Genomic DNA, 26,144 nt, shown 5'->3' on the forward strand with positions numbered 1-26,144 from the left:
AATTATTGTATTTCACCGATGAAACTAAGGAAAAACTGATAAAATTTATGAAAAATTAATGCATACTACATAAAACGTGCATGCCAACTTTCTGATGCAGGCACTTCCCAATGTTCTAGAAATTCCGCCTTTGTAGCCACTAAATTGTTAAATACTACCATATTTTTAGAAACCGCTTTTTGCTTCGCCATTTTTCTAAAATCTGCTAAGGGTTTGTAGGCTATGTATTCTCCTTGCTTGTAAGAAACGTTCATCTTATCTAGCAAATCTATTTGATATTCTTTTTCTAAAGCTTGTATAAAATGCACAGATGCATCAATAGAACAACCAGAAGCAGCATTAGCGGCTTGGTCAAGGCCAATAACAATAAATCTATTATAAGGCATGGTAAATCCAGCTTTCAATTCGGCACCATGTGCAGTCCATTGCGTTAAAAAAGCTTCGGTTTTAGCCTTTATTTCAGAAAGTTCGTTGTCTGTTATCGTCCGGTTACATTGATAAATCCACACTCGCGCCTCATCTGGCAAAGATTCAAAATCTACTAACATACTAAAGCGAATTGGCTAAAAGTTCTGCAACGTCTAAAACCGTAACACTGTCTTCTTTTTCATGTGCTTTAATACCGTCTGTCATCATAGTATTACAATAAGGACAACCTGTTGCAATAATATTAGGATTTGTTTCTAAAGCATCCTTAGTACGCATCACATTAATATCCATATCCCCTTTTTCTGGTTCTTTGAACATTTGTGCACCACCAGCACCACAACATAAAGCACCATTTTTATTGCGCTTCATCTCTACCAACTCTGCGTTGGTTTTTCCTAATACACTTCTTGGTGCATCAAAAACTTGATTGGCCCTACCTAAGTAACAAGGATCATGAAAAGTAATACGTTTTCCTTTGTATTCTTGCCCCGTTATGGTTAAACGGCCTTTATCTATCAACTCTTTTAGGTACTGCGTGTGATGGATAACATCATACTTCCCACCCAGACTAGGATATTCATTTTTAAAGGTATTGTAAGAATGTGGATCACAGGTGACAATTCGCTTTATCTCGTACCCATTTAATATTTCGATATTCATCATGGCTTGCATTTGAAACAAAAATTCGTTTCCTGCACGCTTAGCTACATCTCCTGTAGAACTTTCTTCTGGGCCCAAAACGGCGAAATCTACCTCGGCTTTATTTAATAACTTAACAAATGCTCTTGTTATTTTTTTGGCTCTATCATCATAACTACCGGCGGAACCTACCCAAAATAAAATCTCTGGCTGTTTACCTTCAGCCATGAATTGTTCCATGGTTTTTACCTTAAGCTGCTCACTCATAATACTACATTTATTCGTTTACCCAATTTAAACGGTCCATTTGATTGTAAGGCCAAGGAGCTCCGTTGTTCTCGATATTAGACATCATATTATTCAGCTCCGTAGGTGCGGCAGATTGTTCCATTACCAGATACCTGCGCATTTCTACAATAATAGATAACGGGTCAATACTTACCGGACAGGCTTGTACACAGGCATTACACGTAGTACATGCCCAAAGTTCTTCTCTAGTAATGTAATCATCTAACAATTGTTTACCATCTGGCACAAGGGTTCCTTTGTTAGCATCTATATTTTTACCCACCTCTTCTAGACGGTCACGGGTATCCATCATTATTTTTCTTGGGCTTAATTTTTTTCCGGTTTGATTTGCCGGGCATTCTGATGTGCACCTTCCACACTCCGTACAAGTGTACGCGTTCATTAATTGCACCCAATTTAAATCCATCACGTCAGAGGCACCAAATTTACCAGGCTCAGCAGCATCGTCACCACCAGCATCTGTTGCAAATGGGTCTGCGTTTGGATCCATCATTAACTTTACCTCCTTGGTTACTGCTTCTAAATTATCAAACTGACCTTGTGGCTTTACTCTACCATAAAAAGTATTTGGAAAGGCTAATAAAATGTGTAAATGCTTGGAATAATAAAGGTAATTTAGAAAGAATAATATTCCTAGGATATGTATCCACCAAGCGCCACGTTCTATAGCTATTAGCGTACCTTCTGACATTCCTTGAAATATAGGCGCTAAAAATTGACTTATTGGAAATGAACCAGCTTCAACATAATGTTCAGCTCCCATTTGTTGTAATTGGTAGTCTGCACCATTCATGGTTAAGAATAGTACCATTAACACCAATTCTATGTATAGAATAAGGTTACCATCCTTTTTTGGCCAACCTTCCATTTCTGGCTTTAAAAATCTTTTTAAGCGAATTACGTTTCGTCTTAGCCAAAAAATTACAACCGCAACAATTACTAAAAAGGCTAAAATCTCAAAAGACCCGATTAAAAAGTCATAAGCACCACCCAAAAAAGCAAATAGCCTGTGTGTACCTAGTAAACCATCTAGGATGATTTCTAAAACTTCTATATTAATGATAATAAAGCCTACATAAACAATTATGTGTAGAATACCAGCTATTGGTCTTACCACCATTTTGGTTTGGCCTAAAGCTATCCGAGCCATGTTCTTCCAACGCTGCGCGGAATCTCCGCTTACATCAGCATCGTGACCAAGTTTAATGTTTCTAATTAATTTACGAACATTGTTGTAGAAAAACCAGACCCCAAAACCAAGGGCCAAGGCAAATAAAATATTAGGTATGTACTGCATAGTTTAGTTAATCTTCTTCTTCTCTGCAGCAGGATCATCTTCTGGCAACTCGTACTCTTTTTGCTTTTTTCCAAAAACGGATACATTTACATATCGTTTTGGATTCAGACGAAAATCCTGCAATAATAAGTCCAGTTCTCTAGAGGCATCAGATAAGTTATTGTACAACTCATCATTTTTTGCCATTTTGCCTAGAGTTCCTTCTCCATTTTCAATATTGGCCAGCAATATATTTAAATTTTTGACAGTATTTTGCAATTCTTTAACAGTTTTTGCTAATCCTGCATTAGAAAGTGAGTCTGATAATTTGGAAAAGTTGCTAGTTATGTGGTCTATATTTTTAATAGAATTATCTAACTGCCCTTTATTTTGGTCTAGCAGTTGATCTAATTTGTTGGCACTACCTTGGAAAGATGCTACCAATTGGTTTAAACCCACAATAGTTTGCTGCAATTGTTTTTTGGTAGGGTCATCTAAAATTTCATTAATATTAGTAAGTAGAGAATCCGCTCCAGAGACCGCTCCTTCTACCTTCATCTGTAAGGGTGTTAATTTTTGCTGTACTAATTCTGTTAAACCAGGTTTAGAGGCTGCGTTTAAAGTATCTCCAGATTTGGCGCGTGGAGCATTATCAAAAGCGGGTATAATTTGTAAGCCTTTACCGCCTATAATACCCGTATCAAAAAGTTCTACTTTACTATTGTTAGAGAAGTCAAAATCATTGTTAACATTAAAGGTTACCAATAATTTACCGCTTTCGTCTTTAAACTTAATATCGGTAACACTACCCACTACCAAGCCATTAAGCATAACTTGGGTTCCATTTTGTAAACCGCCTACATGGTCATAAACGGCGTAAAAAGTGCGCGAATTATCAAAAACTGAGGAGGATTTTAAGTAGCTAAACCCCATTACAACGGCAAGAATTCCTAAAAGGACTAAAATACCCGTCTTTACTTCCCTAGATAATTTCAAAAGATATCTTTTTCGGTTCTAAACAAAATTAGCAATAAATTTTTAAGGATAACCTACTCTTTTGACACAGTTTTTAACGCTTCTGCCATGGTTATACGTGTACCATTCTTATAAGCTACAATATAAGATGTGGTGTAGCCTTTAGCATCCGCATTGGATTTCAACAATTTAGCCTTTAAGTAAGAAGGTGTACTACCATACATATAACGATACATGTTTTTAACTGGTTCCTTAGATAATTCTGATAAACCTTTAAAATTCTCGGCTTTTAGAGGAATTACCTTAGAACTGGCCATTAATTGCACTTTAAAAGTCACCCCTTCTACAGCAACTTCTTCCGTTGCCTTTGGTTGATCTACAACCGCTTCTGGCTCCTTTGGTGTTGGCACCACTTCTTTTTTAGGCGGGGTAATTTCATTAACCTCTGGTTGTTTTGTACTTGTTACAATTTCCTCATTAGCTTTTTCTATAGGTTGTTCTATTATGGGGGTAACCTCTTCTAAACTACTATCCACACCATTTTTATAATTTAATACGGCTTTAGCTATAGCACTACCCATCAACTTTTTACCCTTATCACTATTTAAAAAAGCTCCTTCACTTTTATTAGTCAGAAATCCAGTTTCTACTAAAACACTTGGCATAAATGTCTGGTGCAAAACAATAAAACCAGCTTGTTTCACCTTTCTGTCTTTACGTTTTAATTGATTTACAAAATTGTCTTGTAAAAGTTTAGCTAACGCGATGCTTTGTTCTAAAAATTCTTCTTGCATCACAGTCATACCTATAACAGACTCGGGAGAATTAATATCGTATTTATCATAGGTTTGCTCATAATTATCTTCTAGATAGATTACGGAGTTCTCCTTTTTAGCTACCTCAAAATTCTGCTTGTTGGCATGCAATCCTAAGACAAAGGTACCTGCACCATGGGCGTCTGATGTATGAGAATCACAATGTACAGAAACAAATAAATCTGCATTTGCCCTATTTGCAATTTGTCCTCGTTCATATAAATTAACAAAGGTATCATCTTTCCTAGTGTAAATTACCTTTATATCTGGATGCTGAGAGAGAATGCGCCCAGTTTCTAACACAATATCTAAAGCTATATTTTTTTCTAAATATCCGTTACCAAGATTGCCAGGGTCATGCCCTCCATGCCCCGCATCTAAAACTATAATAAACTTATCGCCATTTTGTTTTTCGGTATTATTTTTGCGGAATGAAAAAAGTAATAAAACAAATCCGAAGACTATGGTAAAAACTAACCGGTTTCTATTCATAAGAATACTCGTTTTTTAATATCCCTTAGAGGTTAAATTTATGGTAACACCTCCTCATCAGAATAAAAAATATATGTAAGTTTGACTTCCAAAAATTAAGCCAAACTTCGACAAAAATAGGATTAATCATCTTGCAAACAAATAAACACCCGCTACTTTTCTTTATTCTGCTTGCGTTTGTCGGCATCTTTGCAAAGGCTCAGGAATTGCCTATTGTACCCTTACCAATTAAGAATACACAAGACTCTATTACCGCCCCCTTATTGCCACCTAATATTTTAAATGATTCTATTTTGGTGGTAGATACGCTTGCCCTAGATTCTACCAAGAATAAAAAGCCTTTACTGTTAGATGTAATTGAGTACAAGGCAAAAGATTATGTAAAACTGAGTCAGAAAGACCAAAAAATATACCTCTATAATGAGGCTGAAATCTATTACCAAGACACAGAATTAAAAGCTGGTATTATTGTAATGGATTACATAAAAAACGAAGTTTATGCTGGTAGAATTAAAGATAGCACAGGTGTCTACACCCAAAACCCCTATTTTAAGCAAGGAGATAATGTAGTTATTCCAGATTCTATCCGTTTTAATTTTGACACCCAAAAAGCATTAATTTGGAACTCTAGAACCGAACAGCAAGCGGGGCTGGGTTCTATAGGTAGCGATGCTATGAAAGTACTAGCAGCCATCACTAAAAAAGAAAATGATTCTGTTTACTTTTTAAAAGATGGTAAAATGACAACCGCTAAAGATACTGTTGACCCAGACTACTATATAAAAATTAGTAAAGCAAAGTTTGTCCCTGGCAAAAAAATAATTGCAGGGTTTAGTAACATGTATCTGGTAGATGTACCCACACCAATTGCATTACCATTTGCTTATTTTCCCTTGACAAGTGGCCGCTCTGCTGGTTTAATTTTCCCTACGTTTACACAAGACCCCAACCGAGGTTTCTCTTTACAAAATGGGGGATATTACTTGCCTATTAGCGATTATGCAGATATTAGCATGATGGGCGATTTCTTTACGAATGGTAGTTATGGCATACGCATGCAATCCATGTACGCCAAAAGATATCGGTTTAGGGGAAATATAAATTTTAGATTTGAGAATCAAATTACCAGTCAAAAGGGGTTTAGTGATTATAGCCGGAGTACTTTATACAATTTACAAATTTCGCATTCACAAGATGCAAAGGCCAATCCAAATTCCAGATTTTCAGCTTCTGTAAACTTAGGTAGTAGTCAATATTACACCAATTCTTTTAACCAAATCAATATACAGAATACTCAAAATAACAATTTATCCTCTTCCATAACTTATAGCAAGACATTTCCAGAATATCCTTCTGTAAATGTAAATTTAACGGCATCTCACAATCAAAATACCAGAAGTCAAGAGGTCAATTTAACCTTACCCACCCTACAAGCAAGTATGGAACGTATTTTTCCTTTTGCGAAGCGCGATGGCATAAAAAAAGGGATTATACAGAATGTAAATTTTCAATACAATGTAAGAGCAGAGAACCGAATTAGGACAACAGATTCCTTGATGTTTAGACCAGGAATGTTTGATGATGCACGGGTTGGAGCAAGACACACGCTACCCATAAGTACCAACTTTAAAGTAGCGAAGTACTTTAGCGTTACCGTTGGTGGTAATTATGAAGATGTTTGGTCTTTAGAAACCTACCAAAGAGGTTTAGACCCAGAGAATCCTGACAGTAATACAGAAGTAGTTCTGGATACTATTTCTGGTTTTGACCGTTACAACAGATACGGTTTATCTGCCAGTGTAGGAACTACACTATACGGCACCTTCAATTTTGGCGAAGACAAGAAAATACAAGCCATTCGCCATGTAGTTAGACCCCAGATTGGTTGGGCCTATACGCCATCTTTTGAACAATTTTATGATTCTTACACGGACAATAATGGTGAAGAAGTATTGTACAGTAGATTTGAAGGCACATTAAATGGTGCACCCAGTTTAAATAAAGCAAACTCTGTTACTTTTTCTTTGCAGAATACCTTAGAAGCTAAAGTAAGAGATAAAGACAGTACTAAATTAGAGCCCAAGAAAATTCCAATCCTTAGCAATTTAAATTTTTCTACGTCTTATAATTTTGAGGCCGATAGTTTAAAATTAGCTCCGGTGAGTCTTAATGGAGGTACCTCTTTTTTAGACAAAAAATTGACCTTAAATTTTTCTGGTAGCTTAGACCCATATACCATCGATAATAACGGAAGAAGGATAAATACCTTAAACGTTAAAAATGGAGGTAGTTTATTTAGACTTACCCGCGCTTCTTTAAATATGCGCTATTCTATAAGTAGTGATATGTTTGGCAAGGATAGAAAAAAAGATGACGAAGATGACCCTGCAGAAGAAGCTAGCGATTACTACCGTGCAGCCAGTGGTGGTAGAACAGATGATTTATTCGGTGCTGGTTTTGATCAAAGCAGGTACCAACAAAAAGAAACCGATGGTGATATAGAAAATCCTGTGTATGGCACTAAAATTCCTTGGGATTTTAGTTTGCAATTTGCTGCGGGTTACTTAAACTCAAACCGTCAAAATCAATTTAACACTGCGTCTTTAATGTTTAGTGGCAATGTACAGCTGGCTCCCCGCTGGGATTTAGGCGTATCTTCTGGATACGACTTTGTAGGCAAGGGATTTGCTCAAACACAATTTAGATTCTCTAGACAATTAAAAAGTTTTGATCTTAGGTTTAATTGGGTGCCTTTTGGCAGTAATGAACGATGGGATTTCTTTATTGGTATTAGCAGCTCTATCCTTAGCGACCTTAAATATGATAAGCGTAGCCAGCGCGTGCTACGTAGGTAGCACTCCACAACAATAAAATTAACTTGGTAATTTTTTATTACCATGTGTTGTACTTACTTTTAATAGCAATATACAACATGACAAAGTATGAAAAAAATTATCAATACGCCCAATGCCCCTGCACCTATAGGCCCTTACAACCAAGCTACATTAATTAAAGACACGCTTTACGTTTCTGGACAAATACCTATTGACCCTAAAACTGGAGAATTGATTTCTGGTGATATACAGGCCGAAACAAAACAATCTATGGAAAATTTAAAAGCCATTCTTGCTGCTGCAGATATGACTTTTGAGCATGTAGTAAAGGCCACTATATTCATAAAAGACATGCATCAATTTGCACAAATTAATGAAGTGTATGGCAATTACTTTAATCCAGATACTGCTCCTGCAAGGGAAACAGTAGAGGTAGCGAACTTACCCAAGTTCGTTAATGTAGAGATTTCTCTGATTGCTGTTAAATAGTACTGCGGTGAAATTCCACCAGACCATCAATAGGGCGTCTTCTAACGACGCCTTTAATTAGGTCATTTCGCTCTAAAACAGTGGTCAATTCTTCTTCTAAAAAGTGCGAAATGCTACCTACAAAGTGGATTGGTACTTTTGTAGCCAACTCAAACTGCATAATATTGTTATTTACAAACTGCTGCAGTCCTTTATCTATAACACCTTTGCAGTAAGGGTGCTCCTTGTTTTCTATGATAAAACGAGCAAATGTTGCTAAGTAGGTATTTGGATTGGGTTGTTTGTATAAATGCTCTTTAATATGATCCGCCTCTAAATTGTATTCTTTAGCGAATTTTATGCCCAAATCTTGCGGCATTTTATGGTAATAATAGTCTCGCAACAACTTTCTGCCAAAAAAGTTACCACTACCATCATCCATTAATATATAACCAAGAGCTGTTACTTTCTGGAACAGTTGGTGACCATCGTAATAGCTACAGTTAGAACCTGTACCTAGAATACATACAATACCCTGTTCCCCTATTTTTGTAGTAGCATAGATAGCTGCATAAGTATCTTCTCTTACATCTGCTTTTGCTTGCGGAAAGAAGTCTTTAAAGATATCTCTTAAAAAAGTCTTCATACGTTCTGTTCCACAACCTGCACCATAAAAATGTAACTGAGTAACCTTATCCCTGTTCTTAGCCAATTCAAAATTATTAGCCAAACGGTCCCAAATTACTTCTCTAGTTAACACTTCTGGACTAAGCCCTAATGTTTGGGTCATGAACAGTTGTTCCCCATTGCTATCCAATGCAATCCAATCAGATTTGGTTGCACCACTATCTACAATTAGTATCATATGAGAAAAAGTATTCCTAAAAACGGATAAAATCCGTTTTTAGGAATAGGTTTAAATTTATAAACTGTTTACGTGCAACATTAAATCGCACATCTTGTTAGAGAAACCAGCTTCGTTGTCGTACCAAGAAATCAACTTGAAGAATTTTGAATTCAGCTCAATACCCGCACCAGCATCAAACGTACTCGTGTGAATATCTGAAACAAAATCTTGAGACACTACATCTTCTTCTGTATATCCTAAAATACCTTTAAGTTCTCCTTCAGAAGCTGCTTTAAAAGCCTTTTTAATTTCTTCGTAAGAGGTTTCTTTTACCGTTTTAACGGTTAAATCTACTACAGAAACGTCTGCCGTTGGCACCCTAAATGCCATACCCGTAAGCTTTCCATCTAATTCTGGAATTACTTTACCTACCGCTTTTGCTGCGCCTGTAGAAGCAGGTATAATATTTAACAACGCAGAACGACCACCTCTATAGTCTTTTCTAGAAGGACCATCTACCGTTAATTGCGTAGCAGTAGTAGCGTGTACAGTAGTCATCAATGCCTCTTCTATACCAAAGTTATCATTTACAACCTTAGCTAAAGGTGCTAAACAGTTTGTAGTACAAGATGCATTAGAAACAATCTTATCTGATGCTTTTACCTCTTTATGGTTAACCCCCATTACAAACATTGGAGCATCTTTAGAAGGCGCAGAAATCACTACTTTTTTTGCACCACCATCTATATGGTATTGTGCAGTTTCTAAGGTGGTAAAGATACCTGTACATTCTGCAACAACTTCTGCACCAGCCTCGTCCCACTTTAACCCTTTAGGATCTTTCTCTGCTGTAATTCTGATTGTATTACCGTTTACAATTAAGTTCCCATCTTTAACTTCTACTTCACCGTCAAATTTACCGTGAACAGAGTCATATTTCAACAAATAGGCTAGGTGCTCTACATCTAACAAATCGTTGATTGCAACAACCTGTATGTCACCTCTTTTAACGGTAGCTCTAAAAACTAATCTACCGATTCTACCAAATCCGTTTATACCAATTTTAACTTTTGCCATGTTTATGTATTTATATTATGTTGTCATTATATCAGAAACTCGTATAAGTTCCTCGTCTATTGCCGTATGTGCTTTAATTGCTTCGCTGATAGGAGTTAAAATTAACTTATTATCACGGATACCTACCATATAATTGGTTTTACCTTCCACAAGAGATTCTACTGCCTTTACCCCCATTCTACTTGCCAAAACCCTATCAAAACAGGTAGGATTACCACCACGCTGCATGTGGCCTAATACAGAAACACGTACATCATAAATAGGTAAATGCTCTTCTACATACTCCTTAAGCTCAAAAACATTTTTACCTGTCTTATCACCTTCTGCAACAATTACAATACTAGAAGATTTACCAGAAGCCTTACTACGCTTAAGCGATTCTAACAAACGCTCTAAACCTAAGTTTTGTTCAGGAATTAAGATTTCTTCTGCTCCAGCACCTACACCAGCATTTAAGGCTATGTGACCCACGTCTCTACCCATTACTTCTACAAAGAATAAGCGATTATGGCTACTTGCAGTGTCTCTAATCTTATCTATAGCTTCTACAACGGTATTAATAGCAGTATCAAAGCCCAGTGTATATGTAGTTCCTAGAATATCATTATCAATGGTTCCAGGAATACCAATCACCGGAAAATTAAATTCGTCGTTAAGTTTTAGCGCGCCAGTAAAGCTTCCATTACCCCCAATAACCACAACAGCATCTATGTTGTTTTTCATAAGTTGGGCGTGCGCTTTTTTTCTACCCTCTGGGGTACGGAACTCCTCACAACGTGCAGATTTAAGGATAGTTCCTCCTTTATTAATTATGTTATTTACACTACGGGCATTCATTTCTTTGAAATCCCCTTCTATCATTCCTTGATACCCCCTGTAAATTGCAACGCATTCCAATTTCATGAAGGCGCAGGTTCTTACAACGGAGCGGATTGCTGCATTCATACCTGGGGAATCACCACCAGAAGTAAGCACAGCGATTTTGTTGATTTTATCGGCCATTTTAAAAATTGAAAGACCAAAACTAGCAAACTTCAATAAAGTAAAAAAGGACTAACCACCCTAAATTATCAAGAATATGTTTTTCAAACGATTTCGTTGAAAATTAATCACATTTTCTTAAAATTATTATGAATTATTTATTGGAAACAGCCGATTTTGTTCGGAATTTGATGAGTCCATTTTCTCCCAAAGTTCCTTCTTGATTTGGTTGTTCTGGTTGTGGTGCTTCTTCTGGTTTTTTCTGAAATATTTTTTGCATTAATTCTCTAAACGTATTAAAATCAACCTGATAAGACAAGCCAACTCCCTGTGTATAGCCCTGTACATCTGATAGAAACTGATAAATCTCGTTTTCCCTGTTAAATATCTTAGCACTAAGGGTTCCTTCTTCATTTAACAAGAACTGGACTTCCACATTACCAGCAACTACAGTTTCTGAAACGCCGCTTACAGGCACCCCAACTTTACCATTAACCAACACACGGTCAGATATTTTTGTAGTTACAGATAGCCCTATCCTGTCTTCTGTGTCTATACCCGCATTAATATCTTGATAACCTTGCTCGTAAGACAAACCAAAATTTAGTTTATCATTACTACTCCCTAAAACAGAATTTAAGATACCCGAAGCTGTCTGTATTAGATTCCCTGTTACTGCTTGCTGATTTATGCCAAAACTTTCGTTCACAAAAGAACCTTGTGCCATTAAAGAAAAAGCATTGTTACGTTCAATTGTTGGATCCTGCAACTTATATTCCAATTCCGATTTTACTACGGAGTTGGTCCCGGGAAAATCAATATTAAAGTCAATATTCGGATTCTCCAACTCGCCCGTTAGGCTCACCAAAACTTCCGTAGGTATGTTACGTGTATACCCTGCTCCATCTAATAAAGGAGCTGGATTGGCATTTAACGCATAAATAGCCTCTAAACTCAATACAGCAGCTAAGGGATCTTGTTCCCACCTAATGGTCCCACCAGGCTTCACACTAAAACGTTTATCTATGAGACCGCCATATTTGTAATGATATTCACCTGTAACCACAACAAATTCCCCATACATATTAAATTTACCATTGGTGTTAATCTCCATCAGTAAAAGACCTTCTCCTGTACCTCTTAGCAAACTTCCATTTTGTTGGTCTACAATAATTTCAACTTCCGCATCTGGTGTCACTGCCAAATCAAACATCATTTCTATACCCTGAAAATCACTTATAGCCTTATCTTGCTCTACCCGTTTACCATTATTTTCTTCTATAAAATTGATAAAGGAATAATCCCCAACACTTGTGACATCACTCAACGGAATTTTTAAAACAGTTCCTCTTGCGGTAGCGCCATCAAACTCAATATTTAAGGCATTGGTTGGACCGTAAATACTTCCTTTACCATTTACAAAACCCGTACCGTAATACAAGGCGTCTTCTTCAAAATCTGTATTTAGAATCAGTAAGCGGTCACCATTGGTATCCACGTTTAGGTCTAAAGTCCAATCTGCAAATTCTTTATGGCTAATTGTACCATTTAGTGTGCCTTTTGTGTTCTCCGCTACATCTGTTAATTGTATATCTTCAAAAGCAAAGGATTGGTTAAACAGCCGTACCCTAGAAAGCGGTGCAAAATTATAATCTACATTCAATTCTTTTACCCCTAACCCAGCATCCGTTAGGGTTAATAAACCATTAATATCTGGGTTATTAATATTCCCTGTTATGCGAGCATCTCCACTGACTTCTCCTCTAATATTACTGATAACATCTTCGCCCAAAGGAGCAAATGGTTTTAAATCAAAATTGTTAAGGGAGGCTAAAAGTTCTAGCGTGGTTTCTTTTTTAGAATTGAACAATTTTCCATTAATCCCTAAAACCTCTTGTCCATCCTTGTTTATCCAAGAATTAACCCCAAATTCTGTTAGATTATTATTCCCAAAAATAACCAAATCCACATCTCCTAGCACATAATTATTTACGGCAAAATCTTGAATTTCCATACTCGAAGATGGTAAATACTTGTTGTTCTTCTGTAGAATATTTAGAAAGCCATTGACTTTGCCATCTAAACGCAAACTATCAATATTGGGCGTAATTTTATTTAGAGACACTATTTTAAACTGCAACTCTAAATCTTTGTAGGTAGAATCCGCAAGTTCTCCACGCAATCTAATTTGTTCATCATTGTTATTATTCATTACAATCTCTTGAATCTGAATACTATCCAAAGAATTATTTACAATGACTTTATTTTTTTGATTCCCCTCTTTATTTAGAATCCATTTATTACCCTTAAAGCTAACATCTGACGTTTTTAGACCTATTACAGATTTATTCTCCTTGTTAAATGTGTGATAAAAATTAAGGTTATAACTATCATTATATTCACTGCCACCTTTAAACTCTGTTCTAAAAAACAAAGTATCTTTTAAAGTTGTGTTGATTAAACTAAAATCTTTAATGTCATAATAATTAGTAGCCAAATCATCTACCGCTAAGAATGTATTGTACAGTGGATTTTTATTATCAATCTTAAGTTCCACATTGGTCAACTCGTTTTTATAAGCCTCTATAAATGGAGATTTAAATGTTAGTTTAAAATCGCCTTCATCGGCAACGATTTTTCCTCTGATATAAGTATCCGGACCAAACGCCACTTCTGGAAAAAAAACATCAACAATTTTATTATAAATTCTAAAGTTAAAATCTATTTTTTGACCTTCAGAAATCTCAAACGGTTTGTAATTAGTGTAGATGCTACCAACAGAATTCTGTACCAGCTTACCTAACTCTTTAATTTTAAAATCGCCCCGCATATAACCTGTGATAATATCTGGCGATTCTATCTCTATGTTTCGGATGCCTTCAGAATCTTTGGATGACGAGATAGCAAAATCATCAAAATAATAGGTGTCATTAGCATTTTGATAGCTAGTACTTCTAAATTTAATATCACCTATCAAGTTATCTAAGTCGTTCCCCGTAATATCCATGTTTACTTCTCCCTTAAAAATAGATACGCTATCCTTAATAAAGTTCAGTTTTTTAAAATCCGCGTAGTCAACAGCGGCAATAAAATTAAAATTGTTTTGCTCCTCACTTAAATCTGCCAACCCTTTAAAGCTAAACTGCAGGTTCTCATCTTTACCCACCAAACTACCATCAAAAAGTTCTTCTTTAAAAATACCAGACATTTTAATGTTGTTGTACTCGTAATTGTTAAAGACGATACTATATATTTCTCCTATAGCCTCTGTATTTAAATAATCTGCAGTAAAGCCACGACCTTCTACGTTTACATCTAAGGAAGTTTTACCTAGTGATGGATTTTCTAAAAAAGAACCCAAATCAAAATCTATTAAAGAAATAAACCCACGATAACTAGCATCATCTATCTGGTCTATATTGGTCATCTGTAAATCTGAATAACTACTACCAATAGCTGTGGTAAGGTTTATTTGTGCATCTACAGAAGTTTCTGTTACCTCTGCATTACCCCGTACAGTAAATTGACCAAATTTTTGAAATGAAGAAGGTATGGTCTCTCCCAGAATTTTTGGCAGCAAAGCACGTAATTGATAATAACTAGAGCTTACATCATCCATCTTAGCGGTCATCTTAAAGGGCTCCATGTCGTTAAACATATTTTTAAAGACAAAATCTCCTCTAATGCCTGTATTATCAGAAAACAATAATAAATCATTTACACCAAGCTCATTTAATACGCCATCAAAATTTGCCGTGAAGGTGGCTGTCTTATTTTGCCCAAATTCATTAAAATACCGATTAAGCTCGTTAAAAGCAACGGTAGATTCATTAAAAGATGCCGCTAACTGTACTTTGTTTATAAAATCCTGAAAATCTTCTCTTTTATAAATAAAAGCCAATTCTCCATGTAAATCAGACTCCGGAGTTTTAATCAATAGTGAATCAAATTGCATCCGTTCTTTAGTATACCTAAAATTGGTTTGCATTTGTTGCATGCGGATTCCTTTCTCTGTATCAAAATTCAAATCGCCAATGGCAACATCTACCTCTGGCCCTAGAATTTGAAATGCTGTAGCCGCCAGGTTTAGATTAAAAAAATTTAAAATACCTTTTTGTTCTAAATTATCATTTACCAACTTATACCTACTATTTTGCAAATTGATAGCTTCTGCAGACATATAAAAGGGTGGTGTGCCAGGAGGTCTTGGTTTACCATCATCTAACTTTTCTACAAATACATCTAGATTGGTTTTAGATTCTCCCTCATAAGTATGCATTTTAAAATAAAGCCCATCTACATCTATAGTTCCAAACTCTAATCTGCTTTTAAATAGATTACGGGCGCTAAGCACAGATGTAGAAAGTTCTTTTACGTGTATTAAGGTGTCTTTTTTATAATCTTCTACATACACTCCTTTGAGTGCTGCGTTTAGAGTAAAGGGAGAAAACTTAAGTTTATCTATGTTAATATTGGTTCCAAACTCTTTATTAATTTGCTCAGTAGCATATTGGGCTAATTTGGTTTGTACTATCGGCAAAGAAAACACTACGGTAGTTAGTACCCCCACCAATAAGATGACCAATAAAAGTCGGATAAGTATTTTTCTAAGTTTTTTGATAGGTCCTAAGCGTTTATCTTTGTATGAACAAATTTTATTCCAAAGCCAGTGGACAATTCTAAAAAATACATACTAGCCATAGAATCTTCTTGTGATGACACATCTGCAGCCGTTTTATGCAACAATACGGTGCTGAGCAATGTCATAGCCAACCAAGAGATACATGAGCAATATGGTGGTGTTGTACCTGAGTTGGCCTCAAGGGCGCACCAACAAAATATTGTACCTGTGGTACACCAAGCTTTGGTTAAAGCAAATATCGATAAAAAACAGCTATCTGCCATAGCTTTTACTAAAGGTCCAGGACTTTTAGGATCTTTATTGGTTGGCACCTCTTTTGCCAAGTCTTTAGCCCTTGGTTTAGACATTCCGTTAATAGAGGTTAACCACATGCAAGCCCATATTTTAGCTCATTTTATTAAAGACGATGCTCAAAAAGAACCTCCTTTTCCTTTTCTTGCCATGACAATTAGCGGTGGGCATACCCAAATTGTTTTGGTCAAAGACCATTTTACAATGGAGGTTTTAGGTGAAACACTAGATGATGCTGTTGGCGAAGCTTTTGACAAAAGTGCGAAGCTTTTAGGATTGCCATACCCTGGAGGTCCTTTGATAGATAAATATGCTAAAGAGGGTAATCCGTTACGATTTGAGTTTCCAAAACCTAAGGTAGAAGGGCTAAATTTTAGCTTCAGTGGCTTAAAAACGAGTATTCTTTATTTTATACAACGAAACACCCAAAAGAACCCCAATTTTATAAAAGAAAATTTAGCTGATATCTGCGCCTCAATACAGCATACTATTATTACTATTTTAATGCAAAAATTGAATAGGGCTGTGAAAGAAACCGGAGTAAAACACGTAGCCATAGGTGGCGGTGTAGCTGCCAATTCTGGGATACGAGCAAAACTTAAAGAGGCGGAAGAAACCAAAGGATGGCAAACTTACATCCCAAAATTTGCGTATTGCACAGATAATGCAGGGATGATTGGCATAGTAGGCTATTTAAAATTTTTAAAAGGGGAATTTGCAGCACAAAATGTTGCTGCTCAGGCCCGCTATAAAATCTAATTATAGTCATGCAGTTGTTCTACAATTCAGAAATTAACGCTAAGAAAGACACTTTTACGTTTGACAAAGACGAAAGCAAACATATTGCACGTGTACTTCGGAAAAAGGAGGGTGACCTTTTACACATTACCAACGGTAAAGGTGCGCTCTTTACTGCCTCTTTAACACTTGCAGACCAAAAACGTTGCGAGGTAGCGATAACAAAGGTAGAACAGCACGCAGCACGTAAATATCATTTACATTTAGCGGTTGCCCCCACTAAAATGAACGAACGTTTTGAATGGTTCCTAGAAAAGGCAACGGAGATAGGCGTTACAGAGATAACCCCTATTCTCTGCCACCACTCGGAACGAAAAGTAATAAAACCAGAACGTTTTGAAAAAGTATTGCAGTCCGCAATGAAACAGTCTTTACAGACCTATTTACCAAAATTAAATCCACTAATACCACTTACTGATTTTATTGCTACGCATGAATCCACTCAAAAGTTTATAGCCCATTGTGAGGAGTTGGATAAAAAAGAACTAAAAGACCTAGCTAAACCTAATTGTGCTAGCACAATTCTTATTGGACCAGAGGGCGATTTTTCTCCTGAAGAAATAGAACAATCCTTAAAAAATGGTTACAAAGCAGTGGCACTTGGCAAAAATCGTTTACGCACAGAAACTGCTGCAATTTTTACGGCAGCAACCATGGCATTACTTAATAATTAGCCAGAATTTATTTCTACCTTTAGCACTTACAAGAGGTTATAGATGAAACACTTTGTATTATGCCTTTCTTTATTTGGTATGCTTCATTCGTTTGGGCAAGAATTAGCCATTTTAAAATATAATGGTGGAGGTGATTGGTATAGCAATCCTACCGCACTACCTAACTTAATTCGCTTTTGCAATGCCAACATTGGAACAACTCTAGCAGAAAAACCAAAAACGGTAACACCAAGTAGTTCGGAGATTTTTCAATATCCTTTTTTACATATGACCGGGCATGGTAATGTGTTTTTTAATGAAGAAGACCTACAAAATTTGCGCACTTACTTACTTTCTGGTGGTTTCTTACACATTGATGACAACTATGGCATGGAAAAATACTTACGACGAGAACTGAAAAAGTTATTTCCTAATAAAGAGCTTGTAGAACTAGGAGCAGACCATCCTGTTTTTAATCAGAAATACACTTTTACAGAAGGACTACCTAAAATACATGAGCATGATGGAAAAAGACCACAAGCACTTGGTATTTTTGAAGATGGCCGACTTTTACTTTTGTACACCTTAGAGTGCGATTTAGGAGATGGTTGGGAGGACCCCGCAGTACATAACGACCCAGAAGCAATAAGAACAAAAGCCCTACAAATGGGCAGCAATATTATAGCCTACGTATTTAGCTCATGAACCAACAAGCCAACAACATTGCAAACGGTATATTAAAAGCCGTAGGTATTATTACCGGTATTGTACTCATCCTCTATTTCTTTTATCTCATAGGATCCGTTTTAGCCTACTTAGCTATTGCAGCCGTTCTAGCGTTATTAGGGAGACCTATAAAACGTTTTTTACAAAAACGTCTTAAATTTCCAGAAACCTTAGCCGTAATCGCTACCATGTTTATTTTTATTGGTTTACTGGCAGGATTAATCGCCTTATTTATTCCATTAATTAGTGAACAAAGTAAAAGCTTATCGCTACTTGATATTGACCAATTAAAGTCCGATTTAGATGTGTTGTATTTTGAAGTTATGGACTATTTTGGTACTACTAAAGCAGATGTTGATGAGTTGATTAAAGAAACGGAAATTGAGAAAAGTGTAGTAGAGGGATTAGACCTAAATTTTATACCTGACTTTTTGAATTCCTTCTTTAATATTTTGAGCGAATTTAGCATTGGATTATTCTCTGTACTTTTTATTTCATTCTTCTTTTTAAAGGATTCTAATTTGATGCAAAACGGTATTCTAATCTTTATTCCTAAAGAAAGAGAACTAAATTTGGTTACTTCCATAGAGAAAATAAACAGCTTACTTTCTAGGTATTTTATTGGCATTCTTTTACAGTTGTCTATTCTGTTTGTCATCTATACCATCACCCTACTTATAGTGGGTGTCGAAAACGCCATTGTTATTGCATTTTTATGTGCACTTTTTAACATAATACCATATGTTGGGCCGTTAGTTGGTGGTGCGGTCATGATTATCCTTACTATGACGAGTCACTTAGGAATGGATTTTAGTAGTGTTATCTTACCAAAAGCAACTTATGTTTTAATAGGAATTGTTATAGGACAACTTATCGATAATTTCTTTTCACAACCGTTTATTTTTTCAACAAGCGTAAAAAGTCATCCCTTAGAAATCTTTCTTGTTATTATAATAGCAGGCTTACTATTTGGTGTAGTAGGTATGGTGGTTGCCGTACCAGGGTATACCGCAATAAAAGTTATTTTAAAGGAGTTTTTAAACGATAATAAGTTCGTTAAAAAGTTTACAAAAAATGTTTAAGTTTTAGTTTGAATAAAAATTTATTACATACTGGTGTTCAAAATTTTATAAATGAAAACTTAAATACTGACATCGTGTCAGTTTTATTAAAATCACCACAATTTAAAGGCATCACACAAAAAGAACTAGGGCAACAATTATTAGGTAAACAAAAGGCAAAAAGCAAACTCCCTACTTGGTTCAAAGAACCAGATATTTTATATCCTCCCAAACTCAATTTAGAACAAACAAGTTCTGAATATACCGCTAAGTATAAAAGTAAGCTAGTGGATGGAAATAGATTGCTAGATGTTACTGGTGGTTTTGGCATAGATAGTTACTTTTTTGCACAACATGTACCACACGTTTTTCATACCGAATTAGACCCTGAACTTGCTGCATTAGCAAAACATAATTTTTACGTTTTGGGCGCAAACAACATACACTCAACTGTTATTGATGGATTGCAATTTTTAAAGCAACAAAGCACAGCTATGGATTGGGTGTATATAGACCCTTCTAGACGAGACAACGTTAAAGGTAAAGTGTTTTTATTACAAGACTGTCTACCCAATGTACCGGAACATCTAAACGTTATTTTAGAGAAAACAGTCGCTGTATTAGTAAAGACCTCTCCCCTTTTAGATATAACCAACGGATTGCGAGAATTGCAATTTGTTAAAGCCATACACATAGTTGCGGTAAAGAATGAGGTGAAGGAATTGTTATGGGTTTTAGAGCGCGATTTTAACGGAATCCCTACCCTTATTTGCGCCAATATTTTGGATGATAAAACTGTAGAAACTTTTTCGTTTTTGCAAGAAGAGGAACAACAACATCAAGCCGAAATTGGAGCCCCCTTCAACTACCTTTACGAACCCAATGCAGCCCTTTTAAAAGCAGGTGCCTTTAAAACCATTGGCCATCGTTTTAAACTTATGAAACTACACGAACATAGTCACCTATATACTAGTAATTGTTTGCTATCCGATTTTCCCGGGAGAAGCTTTAAAATAATCCAACACGCCCCCTACAGCAAAAAAAGCGCAAAACAATTAGGTTTAACCAAAGCCAACGTAACCACACGCAACTTTCCAGAAACCGTCGCGCAACTAAGAAAAAAGCATAAAATTAAAGACGGTGGCAATCTTTATGTATTCTTCACCACCAATTTTAAAAATGAGCGAATAATTCTAATTTGCGAAAAGCTCTAATCTTCACAAGGCCATTTAAAGTTGGCTATTTTAGCTCTTGAACCTGCTGACAAGTTGTAATGCCACCACTCTGTTCTTATAGACCAAAAACCATATTTTTCCATGGTTTCTTTTAACAACTTTCTATTCGCTAAAATGGTATCTGGAAGGTTAAGATTATCATGGTAGGCCCGCTTACCAAAATAATCAAAGTCCGTCCCCATATCTAACTCTTCTCCGTCTACTGTAACTAAGGTGATGTCTACCGCCCCGCCTTTGTTGTGTATACTACCTTTAACCGGATTGGCTACATACTGAGGATTAGGGACTATTTCCCACATTTTATATTGAACAGAATTGGGTCTATAGCAATCAAAAAATTTTATTTTGTAGCCTTTCTTTAATAATTCGGCATTGGCTTTCAACAGCGCTTTAGCCGTTTTAACACGCGTATAGCACTCAGCACAATCATATACTTTAGCTTTTAAAAAATTATTGGTAGTCGCATAGCGTAAATCATAAGCAAAGTCCCCAGAATACTCTTTTAAACGCACAAAAGTGGTATCTGACAATCCTTCTAAAGATTTGTACTCCAATTTCTGTTCAGTCTTTTCTTTTTTACTAGTATCTTGAAGTGCTTCTGTAGCATTAATTAAAGGCATATCTGTTGCTTCCTCCTTGGTTTTAACCTCTTGTCTACAACTAAATATTAGAAATAAGAGCAGTGTTAAGGATAAGTATTTCATATTAAAGGCGTTTTTGTTGGGCCATCCAAATATACAGGGAATCTGTTGTATAGGCCTTATCCCAAGCATTATGCCCGGTTCTTGGATACCTAGTATAACGTACATTAAAATTTAATTGTTGCAACTTAGCGACCATTTCGTCTGCTTCTTTTACTGGCATGATAGCATCTTCTTCACCATGAAATACCCATATTGGCGTAGAACGGTCTAACCAATGGGCATAGGGTGTAGGTGCCATAGCAGAAACAATGGCGGTAGCTGCAAAAGTGTCTGGATAATTCATCGCCATTTCCCAAGCAGCATAGCCACCTCTACTTAAACCTGTAAGATAAATTCTAGAAGGGTCTATATTATGCTCTTCTACTACCTTCTCTAACAACTGATGTACCGCAGCCACATTCCACCATTTTTGGGCGTGTGGATTTTGTGGCGCTAAAACTAAAAAAGGAAAGGGGTACTTTTCTTCCATTAAACTCGGTGGTCCACTTATTTTTAAATGCTTTAATTCTGCCCCTGCTTCTCCCCCACCATGTAAAAACAGCAATAACCCAGGATGTTCTTCTTTTACATTACTTGGGTAATATAGGTAGTATTCTAAAGTTTCTGATGCAGTTGTGGTAAATTCACCTTTTTGAATGGGTTTTTTAGCCCCTTTGGAACAGCCCGCAAAAACAAATAAACCCAACAAGAGAATACGTAACATTTTACAAAAGTAAGGAAGCTACAATATTCCAATCATCTGCGCGCTCAAATGCCGTAGTATGTACATTATGTGGAGAGGTGAATTGTATAGCTCTGCCCTCGAACGTTTCCAAATTAAAACTACGGTCGTCTATTAAAACATCACCTTTAAGCACATGTTTATGCCCAAGTAAAATACGGTTTTGCCAAGGTATAAAGGGCAGATGTTCATCTAACCAATCTGACTTTTCTATGAGAGAATTAGGAAACTGCATAGCGGCACTAGCAATATATACTTCATGCTTTTTACTTAAGCTCTTAATGACCTCTACAGCATTGCCTATCACTTTTAAATCTTTAAAAAAACCAATTTGGTAGGCATGGTCACGCACTTCTTGTTGGTGCTCTTTTTCTACACACATCCAAAATTCTTTTCCATAACAATCATCTTTAGTAAAATTAGTTCCGTATTTACTATTATGGAGGTCTATATGGGCTTGATAGGTATCTGCAATAACCTCGTCCATATCTATAAAAATTCGCATCCTATAAAATATTAATTAGATCTACAAATTACACTAAATCACCTGTGTTCGCAATCTATTAGCAAAGCTTAACTTCTGTTTAATGTTTGTAGGGTATTGCGTTAAAATTTACAAATTATTGTCTCTTTTCTTATATTCATCGTAATATTGCAATTAATAAATTAACTATGGGGCTTACAAAAACAGAAAAATTCACCCAAAATCAGAACAGTATAGCAACTTATGCCAAAGTACTAGGACATCCTGCCCGGGTTGCGATATTAAATCATCTTTTTAAGATTGATAGTTGTATTTGCGGCGATTTGGTGGAGGAGATTGGTCTAGCGCAAGCGACGATATCTCAACATTTACGAGAGTTGAAGCAAATTGGGTTGATTAAAGGTACCATAGAAGGCACCAGTATTTGCTATTGTATAGATACCGATAACTGGAAAAAAATGAAAACCGAATTATCCTTATTCTTGAACCAAGATAATACTGCGAACAACTGCTGTTGAAGTAGTATTGCATTTTAAAAAATATTTAGATGAAACTATCAGAAATAAAAGAAATTTTAAAAAAGGAATCTGCCATTGCTTTTGAGTTACCTAATGGCGAATTAGTTCCTAGCCACTTCCACGTTACCGAAGTGGGTAAGGTTAGTAAACATTTTATAGACTGCGGAGGAACAGTTAGAAAGGAAGAGAAAATAAACTTTCAGCTTTGGAATGCAGATGATTATGACCATAGATTGCATCCAGAAAAGTTAGTGCACATTATTGAATTGTCTGAAAAAACATTAGAACTATCCGATTTAGAGATTGAAGTGGAATACCAAGGTAACACCATTGAAACCTATGGTTTGGGTTATAATGGCAAGCATTTTACGTTAACTACCACAGAAACCGATTGTTTAGCTAAAGATAAGTGCGGCATCCCAGAAGAAAAACCACGTATAAGATTAAGCACCTTACAAGCACAAGGCAGCTGCGACCCAAATGGTGGTTGTTGCTAAATCCATTAAGAGTCAGTCCGGTTATTTTCGGGCTGATTCTTTGCTTTTCTTTTTGCCACGGCAGAAGCTCTCATTTGGTCCGTATTCCAATGCATATCATAACTTACCAGTCCACGTTTCCAATCTTCTTCTAACAATTTTTCTTGCAATTCTATTTCTTTACGTGCCTTGAACACATATTCATTAGCGTCTTTAGGTTCTTGAGCTAACTTGCGTAAACCAATTTCATCATACCGAATAAAATTTTGAGCTTGCCTATATACCGTGTAATTTCTATGTCCTAGAAAGCTTAGAACATCACTTGCTAATTTTACAGAAGTATCCAAACTTTCTCTGTAAATATCATCTATTCCCAATTCCAAAAGTTCATAAGCATCATATCTGTTTTCTGCTCTTGTCATGATTTTTAAGTTTGGGTATTTATGCTTCACCATCTGTACTAACTTATAATTGGTCTCTGGCAGCCCCGTAGCGCAAATCAATAATTTGGCGTCTGCAATACCCGCAGATTCTAGAAGCTCCATCCGAGTAGCATCGCCATAATACACTTCGAACCCCATTTTTCTAAGAAAATCTACCCGATTAGAATCATGGTCTAAAACCGTAGCTTCTACGCCAAAGGAGCGTAGAAAACGGCCCACAGTACTACCGAAATGTCCAAAACCAACTAAAATAACTTTATGTGCTTTAGCAATATGGTCCATGGTTCTTTTAGTCTCTTTTTTAGTCCCAACTTTTGGTAACACTAATCGCTCATTTAATAAGGAGAGTATAGGGGATAAAGCCATGGATAAAGCCGTAACAACCAACATGGTGTCTAAGGTAAACTGGTCTATTATTTCCAGCTGAAAAGCAAAGGAGAACAATACAAAAGCAAATTCGCCCACCTGTGCTAAGCCAAGCATCAGCATTAAATTTTGGTCTAGTTTCAGCTTAAATATTCTACCAACCATAAAAATAACCAACGCTTTTAATGCTATTACTGCCAATACTACGGCAATAATAAAAACAGGATTGTTTGCAATAACCGTAAAGTTGATACTTACCCCAACCGTAATAAAAAATAAGCCTAATAATAGTCCTTTAAAAGGTTCTAGATTGCTCTCTAACTCGTGCTTAAACTCGCTCGTAGCCAAAACCACACCACCCAAAAAGGCGCCTAAAGCAGGACTAAGCCCTACAAACTCCATTAAAAAAGAAATACCTAAAACAATAAAAAGTGCGGCAGCAGCAAGTAATTCTTGCGTTCTCGTTTTTGCTACCACTCTAAGCATAGGTACTATTAAATAACGCCCAGCCACAATTATAGCTATGATAGACCCTAAAATGGCCAAGGTCTGCCAACCTAAAGATAGCCCATCTAACATGGTCAAGGATTCATTTGTATGCGCATCCTCATTAGCTTTTACAACCTCCACAGAAGATAGTAAAGGCAAAATAGCCAACATAGGAATAACGATTATATCCTGAAAAAGCAAAATGGAAAAAGAAGAAGTACCGTAGGTGGTATCCATTAAGTTCTTCTCTTTTAATGTTTGTAGCGTAATGGCGGTAGAGGAAAGCGCTACGGCCATAGCTATAGTTAGGGCTACCTCTGTAGAAAAGCCGATATAATAAAACAATACAAAAGACGTAGCAAGGGTTACCCCTACTTGTAATCCGCCCATACCGGTTATGAGCTTCCTCATTTTCCAAAAAGATTTAGGTTCTATCTCTAACCCAATTAAGAAGAGCATCATTACCACGCCAAACTCTGCAAAATGCAAAATATCTTGTCCTTCTTCACCCACAAAACCGAACAAAAATGGACCTATTACCACCCCAGCGATTAAGTACCCCAGAACAGAGCTTAAACCCAGCCTTTTGGCAAGTGGCACAAAAATGATGGCTCCTAGTAGAAAAATTATTGCCTGTAAAAGTATCCCTGCTCCCATCTTATATTACTTTTAGATGTTCGTTTAAAAAACTACTTTCTGCTAATTCTTCAGATGGTTCTCCGTCCCTGATTAATTGCAGCAACTTTTTGTATTTGATAGCGTAATCTGCATATTCAGAAGGGTCTAATTGGTGTGTACCCATTAATGCAAATGGCGGCAGATATTCCATGCCACATAAGGTGGCTGTCTGCTCAAACGGTCTCAGAAACTCCCGTATTGTAAAATGATTATTACCCGTGGCACAATACAATTCTCTAGTACCGCCGGTAGTAATGGTATTAAAACAAATTTTGTTCCACAAGGCTTTACCTTTAGGTCCGTACGCCCAATTATATTCTAGTACCATATCTATCCATTGTTTTAATAAAGGAGGACAACTGTACCAGTAAAAAGGGTGATGCCAAACTACGACATCATGCACTGATAGCAGCTCTTTTTCTCGTTCTATATGAATATTAAAATCTGGATATTCCTGATATAAATCGTGTAGGGTTACCCCATCCAAATCCATTACCTCTTGTACAAGCGTGGTGTTTGCTTTAGATTGTTCTAATTTAGGGTGTGCAAAAAGCACTAATATCTTTCTCATAAGGTAATTTAACCATTTTTACTTTGAGCAAGTTGTAAAAGTAAATTAGAATTTCCATTGCTGGTTACTTGGAGTGATTTATCGTTTTTATAAGCAAGTCTACTAAAAAGCCATTATACACTTAAAAGACAGGTCCCCAATTATTT

At 36.3% G+C, this 26,144-nt stretch carries 23 protein-coding genes; 9 read left to right on the forward strand and 14 right to left on the reverse strand.

Annotated elements, in window-relative coordinates; translation table 11 throughout:
• Positions 1-65: 65 nt before the first annotated feature.
• Genes FBT53_RS13905 through FBT53_RS13925 form a run of 5 tightly spaced genes read right to left on the reverse strand, consistent with a single transcriptional unit; the run spans position 66 to position 4,935 of the window.
• The gene (locus FBT53_RS13905) at positions 66-548 is read right to left on the reverse strand and encodes an ABC transporter ATPase (RefSeq protein WP_136951799.1); all 483 of its coding nucleotides are present in this window, start codon (positions 546-548) and stop codon (positions 66-68) included.
• Position 549: 1 nt separating this feature from the next.
• Positions 550-1,335, reverse strand: a complete 786-nt coding sequence (locus FBT53_RS13910; protein WP_136951800.1) for a (Fe-S)-binding protein — start codon at positions 1,333-1,335, stop codon at positions 550-552.
• Positions 1,336-1,345: 10 nt separating this feature from the next.
• On the reverse strand, positions 1,346-2,674 hold the full coding sequence (locus tag FBT53_RS13915) for a 4Fe-4S dicluster domain-containing protein (RefSeq protein WP_136951801.1): 1,329 nt from the start codon (positions 2,672-2,674) through the stop codon (positions 1,346-1,348).
• 3 nt (positions 2,675-2,677) lie between these two features.
• On the reverse strand, positions 2,678-3,649 hold the full coding sequence (locus FBT53_RS13920; RefSeq protein ID WP_136951802.1) for an MlaD family protein: 972 nt from the start codon (positions 3,647-3,649) through the stop codon (positions 2,678-2,680).
• Positions 3,650-3,702: 53 nt separating this feature from the next.
• A complete protein-coding gene (locus tag FBT53_RS13925; RefSeq protein ID WP_136951803.1) occupies positions 3,703-4,935 on the reverse strand; it encodes an N-acetylmuramoyl-L-alanine amidase in 1,233 nt (410 codons plus the stop codon).
• A gap of 131 nt (positions 4,936-5,066) precedes the next feature.
• Here FBT53_RS13925 and FBT53_RS13930 point away from each other — a divergent pair, with 131 nt between their 5' ends.
• Both FBT53_RS13930 and FBT53_RS13935 read left to right on the forward strand, forming a co-directional pair.
• Positions 5,067-7,790 (forward strand): putative LPS assembly protein LptD, encoded by a 2,724-nt coding sequence (locus FBT53_RS13930; RefSeq protein ID WP_136951804.1) that lies wholly within the window; start codon positions 5,067-5,069, stop codon positions 7,788-7,790.
• 87 nt (positions 7,791-7,877) lie between these two features.
• A complete protein-coding gene (locus FBT53_RS13935; RefSeq protein ID WP_136951805.1) occupies positions 7,878-8,258 on the forward strand; it encodes a RidA family protein in 381 nt (126 codons plus the stop codon).
• On the opposite strand, the gene FBT53_RS13940 is transcribed toward FBT53_RS13935, so the two are convergent.
• From FBT53_RS13940 to FBT53_RS13955, 4 genes are all read right to left on the reverse strand, one after another.
• Complete coding sequence (locus FBT53_RS13940) at positions 8,251-9,102, reverse strand: N-acetylglucosamine kinase (protein ID WP_136951806.1); 852 nt, start codon at positions 9,100-9,102, stop codon at positions 8,251-8,253. The two genes, FBT53_RS13935 and FBT53_RS13940, sit on opposite strands and share 8 nt — an antisense overlap.
• A 57-nt stretch (positions 9,103-9,159) precedes the next feature.
• On the reverse strand, positions 9,160-10,161 hold the full coding sequence (gene gap, locus FBT53_RS13945; protein WP_136951807.1) for a type I glyceraldehyde-3-phosphate dehydrogenase: 1,002 nt from the start codon (positions 10,159-10,161) through the stop codon (positions 9,160-9,162).
• A gap of 15 nt (positions 10,162-10,176) precedes the next feature.
• Positions 10,177-11,163: a 6-phosphofructokinase gene (gene pfkA / locus FBT53_RS13950; protein WP_136951808.1), complete on the reverse strand. Its 987-nt coding sequence runs from the start codon at positions 11,161-11,163 to the stop codon at positions 10,177-10,179.
• A 133-nt stretch (positions 11,164-11,296) separates the two neighbouring features.
• Complete coding sequence (locus FBT53_RS13955) at positions 11,297-15,727, reverse strand: translocation/assembly module TamB domain-containing protein (RefSeq protein ID WP_136951809.1); 4,431 nt, start codon at positions 15,725-15,727, stop codon at positions 11,297-11,299.
• 84 nt (positions 15,728-15,811) lie between these two features.
• Between FBT53_RS13955 and tsaD the strand changes: the two genes are divergently transcribed.
• From tsaD to FBT53_RS13980, 5 genes are all read left to right on the forward strand, one after another.
• Positions 15,812-16,834: a tRNA (adenosine(37)-N6)-threonylcarbamoyltransferase complex transferase subunit TsaD gene (gene tsaD, locus FBT53_RS13960; protein ID WP_136951810.1), complete on the forward strand. Its 1,023-nt coding sequence runs from the start codon at positions 15,812-15,814 to the stop codon at positions 16,832-16,834.
• Between the two features lie 8 nt (positions 16,835-16,842).
• Positions 16,843-17,547 (forward strand): 16S rRNA (uracil(1498)-N(3))-methyltransferase, encoded by a 705-nt coding sequence (locus FBT53_RS13965; RefSeq protein WP_136951811.1) that lies wholly within the window; start codon positions 16,843-16,845, stop codon positions 17,545-17,547.
• A 42-nt stretch (positions 17,548-17,589) separates the two neighbouring features.
• Positions 17,590-18,231, forward strand: a complete 642-nt coding sequence (locus FBT53_RS13970) for a DUF4159 domain-containing protein (RefSeq protein ID WP_136951812.1) — start codon at positions 17,590-17,592, stop codon at positions 18,229-18,231.
• Positions 18,228-19,334 (forward strand): AI-2E family transporter, encoded by a 1,107-nt coding sequence (locus FBT53_RS13975; protein WP_136951813.1) that lies wholly within the window; start codon positions 18,228-18,230, stop codon positions 19,332-19,334. Before FBT53_RS13970 ends, FBT53_RS13975 begins: the two co-directional genes overlap by 4 nt.
• A 74-nt stretch (positions 19,335-19,408) precedes the next feature.
• Entirely contained in the window at positions 19,409-20,527 is a 1,119-nt protein-coding gene (locus tag FBT53_RS13980; RefSeq protein ID WP_370324123.1) for a class I SAM-dependent methyltransferase, read from the forward strand.
• On the opposite strand, the gene FBT53_RS13985 is transcribed toward FBT53_RS13980, so the two are convergent.
• The 3 genes from FBT53_RS13985 to FBT53_RS13995 are packed head-to-tail and all read right to left on the reverse strand — an operon-like array spanning position 20,524 to position 22,478.
• A complete protein-coding gene (locus FBT53_RS13985; protein ID WP_136951815.1) occupies positions 20,524-21,252 on the reverse strand; it encodes a M15 family metallopeptidase in 729 nt (242 codons plus the stop codon). The two genes, FBT53_RS13980 and FBT53_RS13985, sit on opposite strands and share 4 nt — an antisense overlap.
• Before the next feature lies 1 nt (position 21,253).
• Positions 21,254-21,955: a PHB depolymerase family esterase gene (locus FBT53_RS13990; protein ID WP_136951816.1), complete on the reverse strand. Its 702-nt coding sequence runs from the start codon at positions 21,953-21,955 to the stop codon at positions 21,254-21,256.
• A gap of 1 nt (position 21,956) precedes the next feature.
• A complete protein-coding gene (locus FBT53_RS13995; protein ID WP_136951817.1) occupies positions 21,957-22,478 on the reverse strand; it encodes a 5'(3')-deoxyribonucleotidase in 522 nt (173 codons plus the stop codon).
• 167 nt (positions 22,479-22,645) lie between these two features.
• Here FBT53_RS13995 and FBT53_RS14000 point away from each other — a divergent pair, with 167 nt between their 5' ends.
• A complete protein-coding gene (locus FBT53_RS14000) occupies positions 22,646-22,975 on the forward strand; it encodes a helix-turn-helix transcriptional regulator (protein WP_136951818.1) in 330 nt (109 codons plus the stop codon).
• Positions 22,976-23,004: 29 nt separating this feature from the next.
• Positions 23,005-23,472, forward strand: coding sequence for a DUF6428 family protein (locus FBT53_RS14005; protein ID WP_136951819.1), 468 nt, complete (start codon positions 23,005-23,007; stop codon positions 23,470-23,472).
• Between the two features lie 5 nt (positions 23,473-23,477).
• Here FBT53_RS14005 and FBT53_RS14010 read toward each other — a convergent pair whose 3' ends face one another.
• Together FBT53_RS14010 and FBT53_RS14015 are read right to left on the reverse strand one after the other, a co-directional pair.
• The gene (locus FBT53_RS14010; RefSeq protein ID WP_136951820.1) at positions 23,478-25,406 is read right to left on the reverse strand and encodes a monovalent cation:proton antiporter-2 (CPA2) family protein; all 1,929 of its coding nucleotides are present in this window, start codon (positions 25,404-25,406) and stop codon (positions 23,478-23,480) included.
• A 1-nt stretch (position 25,407) separates the two neighbouring features.
• On the reverse strand, positions 25,408-25,998 hold the full coding sequence (locus FBT53_RS14015; protein WP_136951821.1) for an NAD(P)H-dependent oxidoreductase: 591 nt from the start codon (positions 25,996-25,998) through the stop codon (positions 25,408-25,410).
• Positions 25,999-26,144 lie beyond the last annotated feature (146 nt).

Source organism: Flavobacterium sp. ASW18X, from assembly GCF_005144745.1.
Lineage (GTDB): Bacteria > Bacteroidota > Bacteroidia > Flavobacteriales > Flavobacteriaceae > Croceivirga.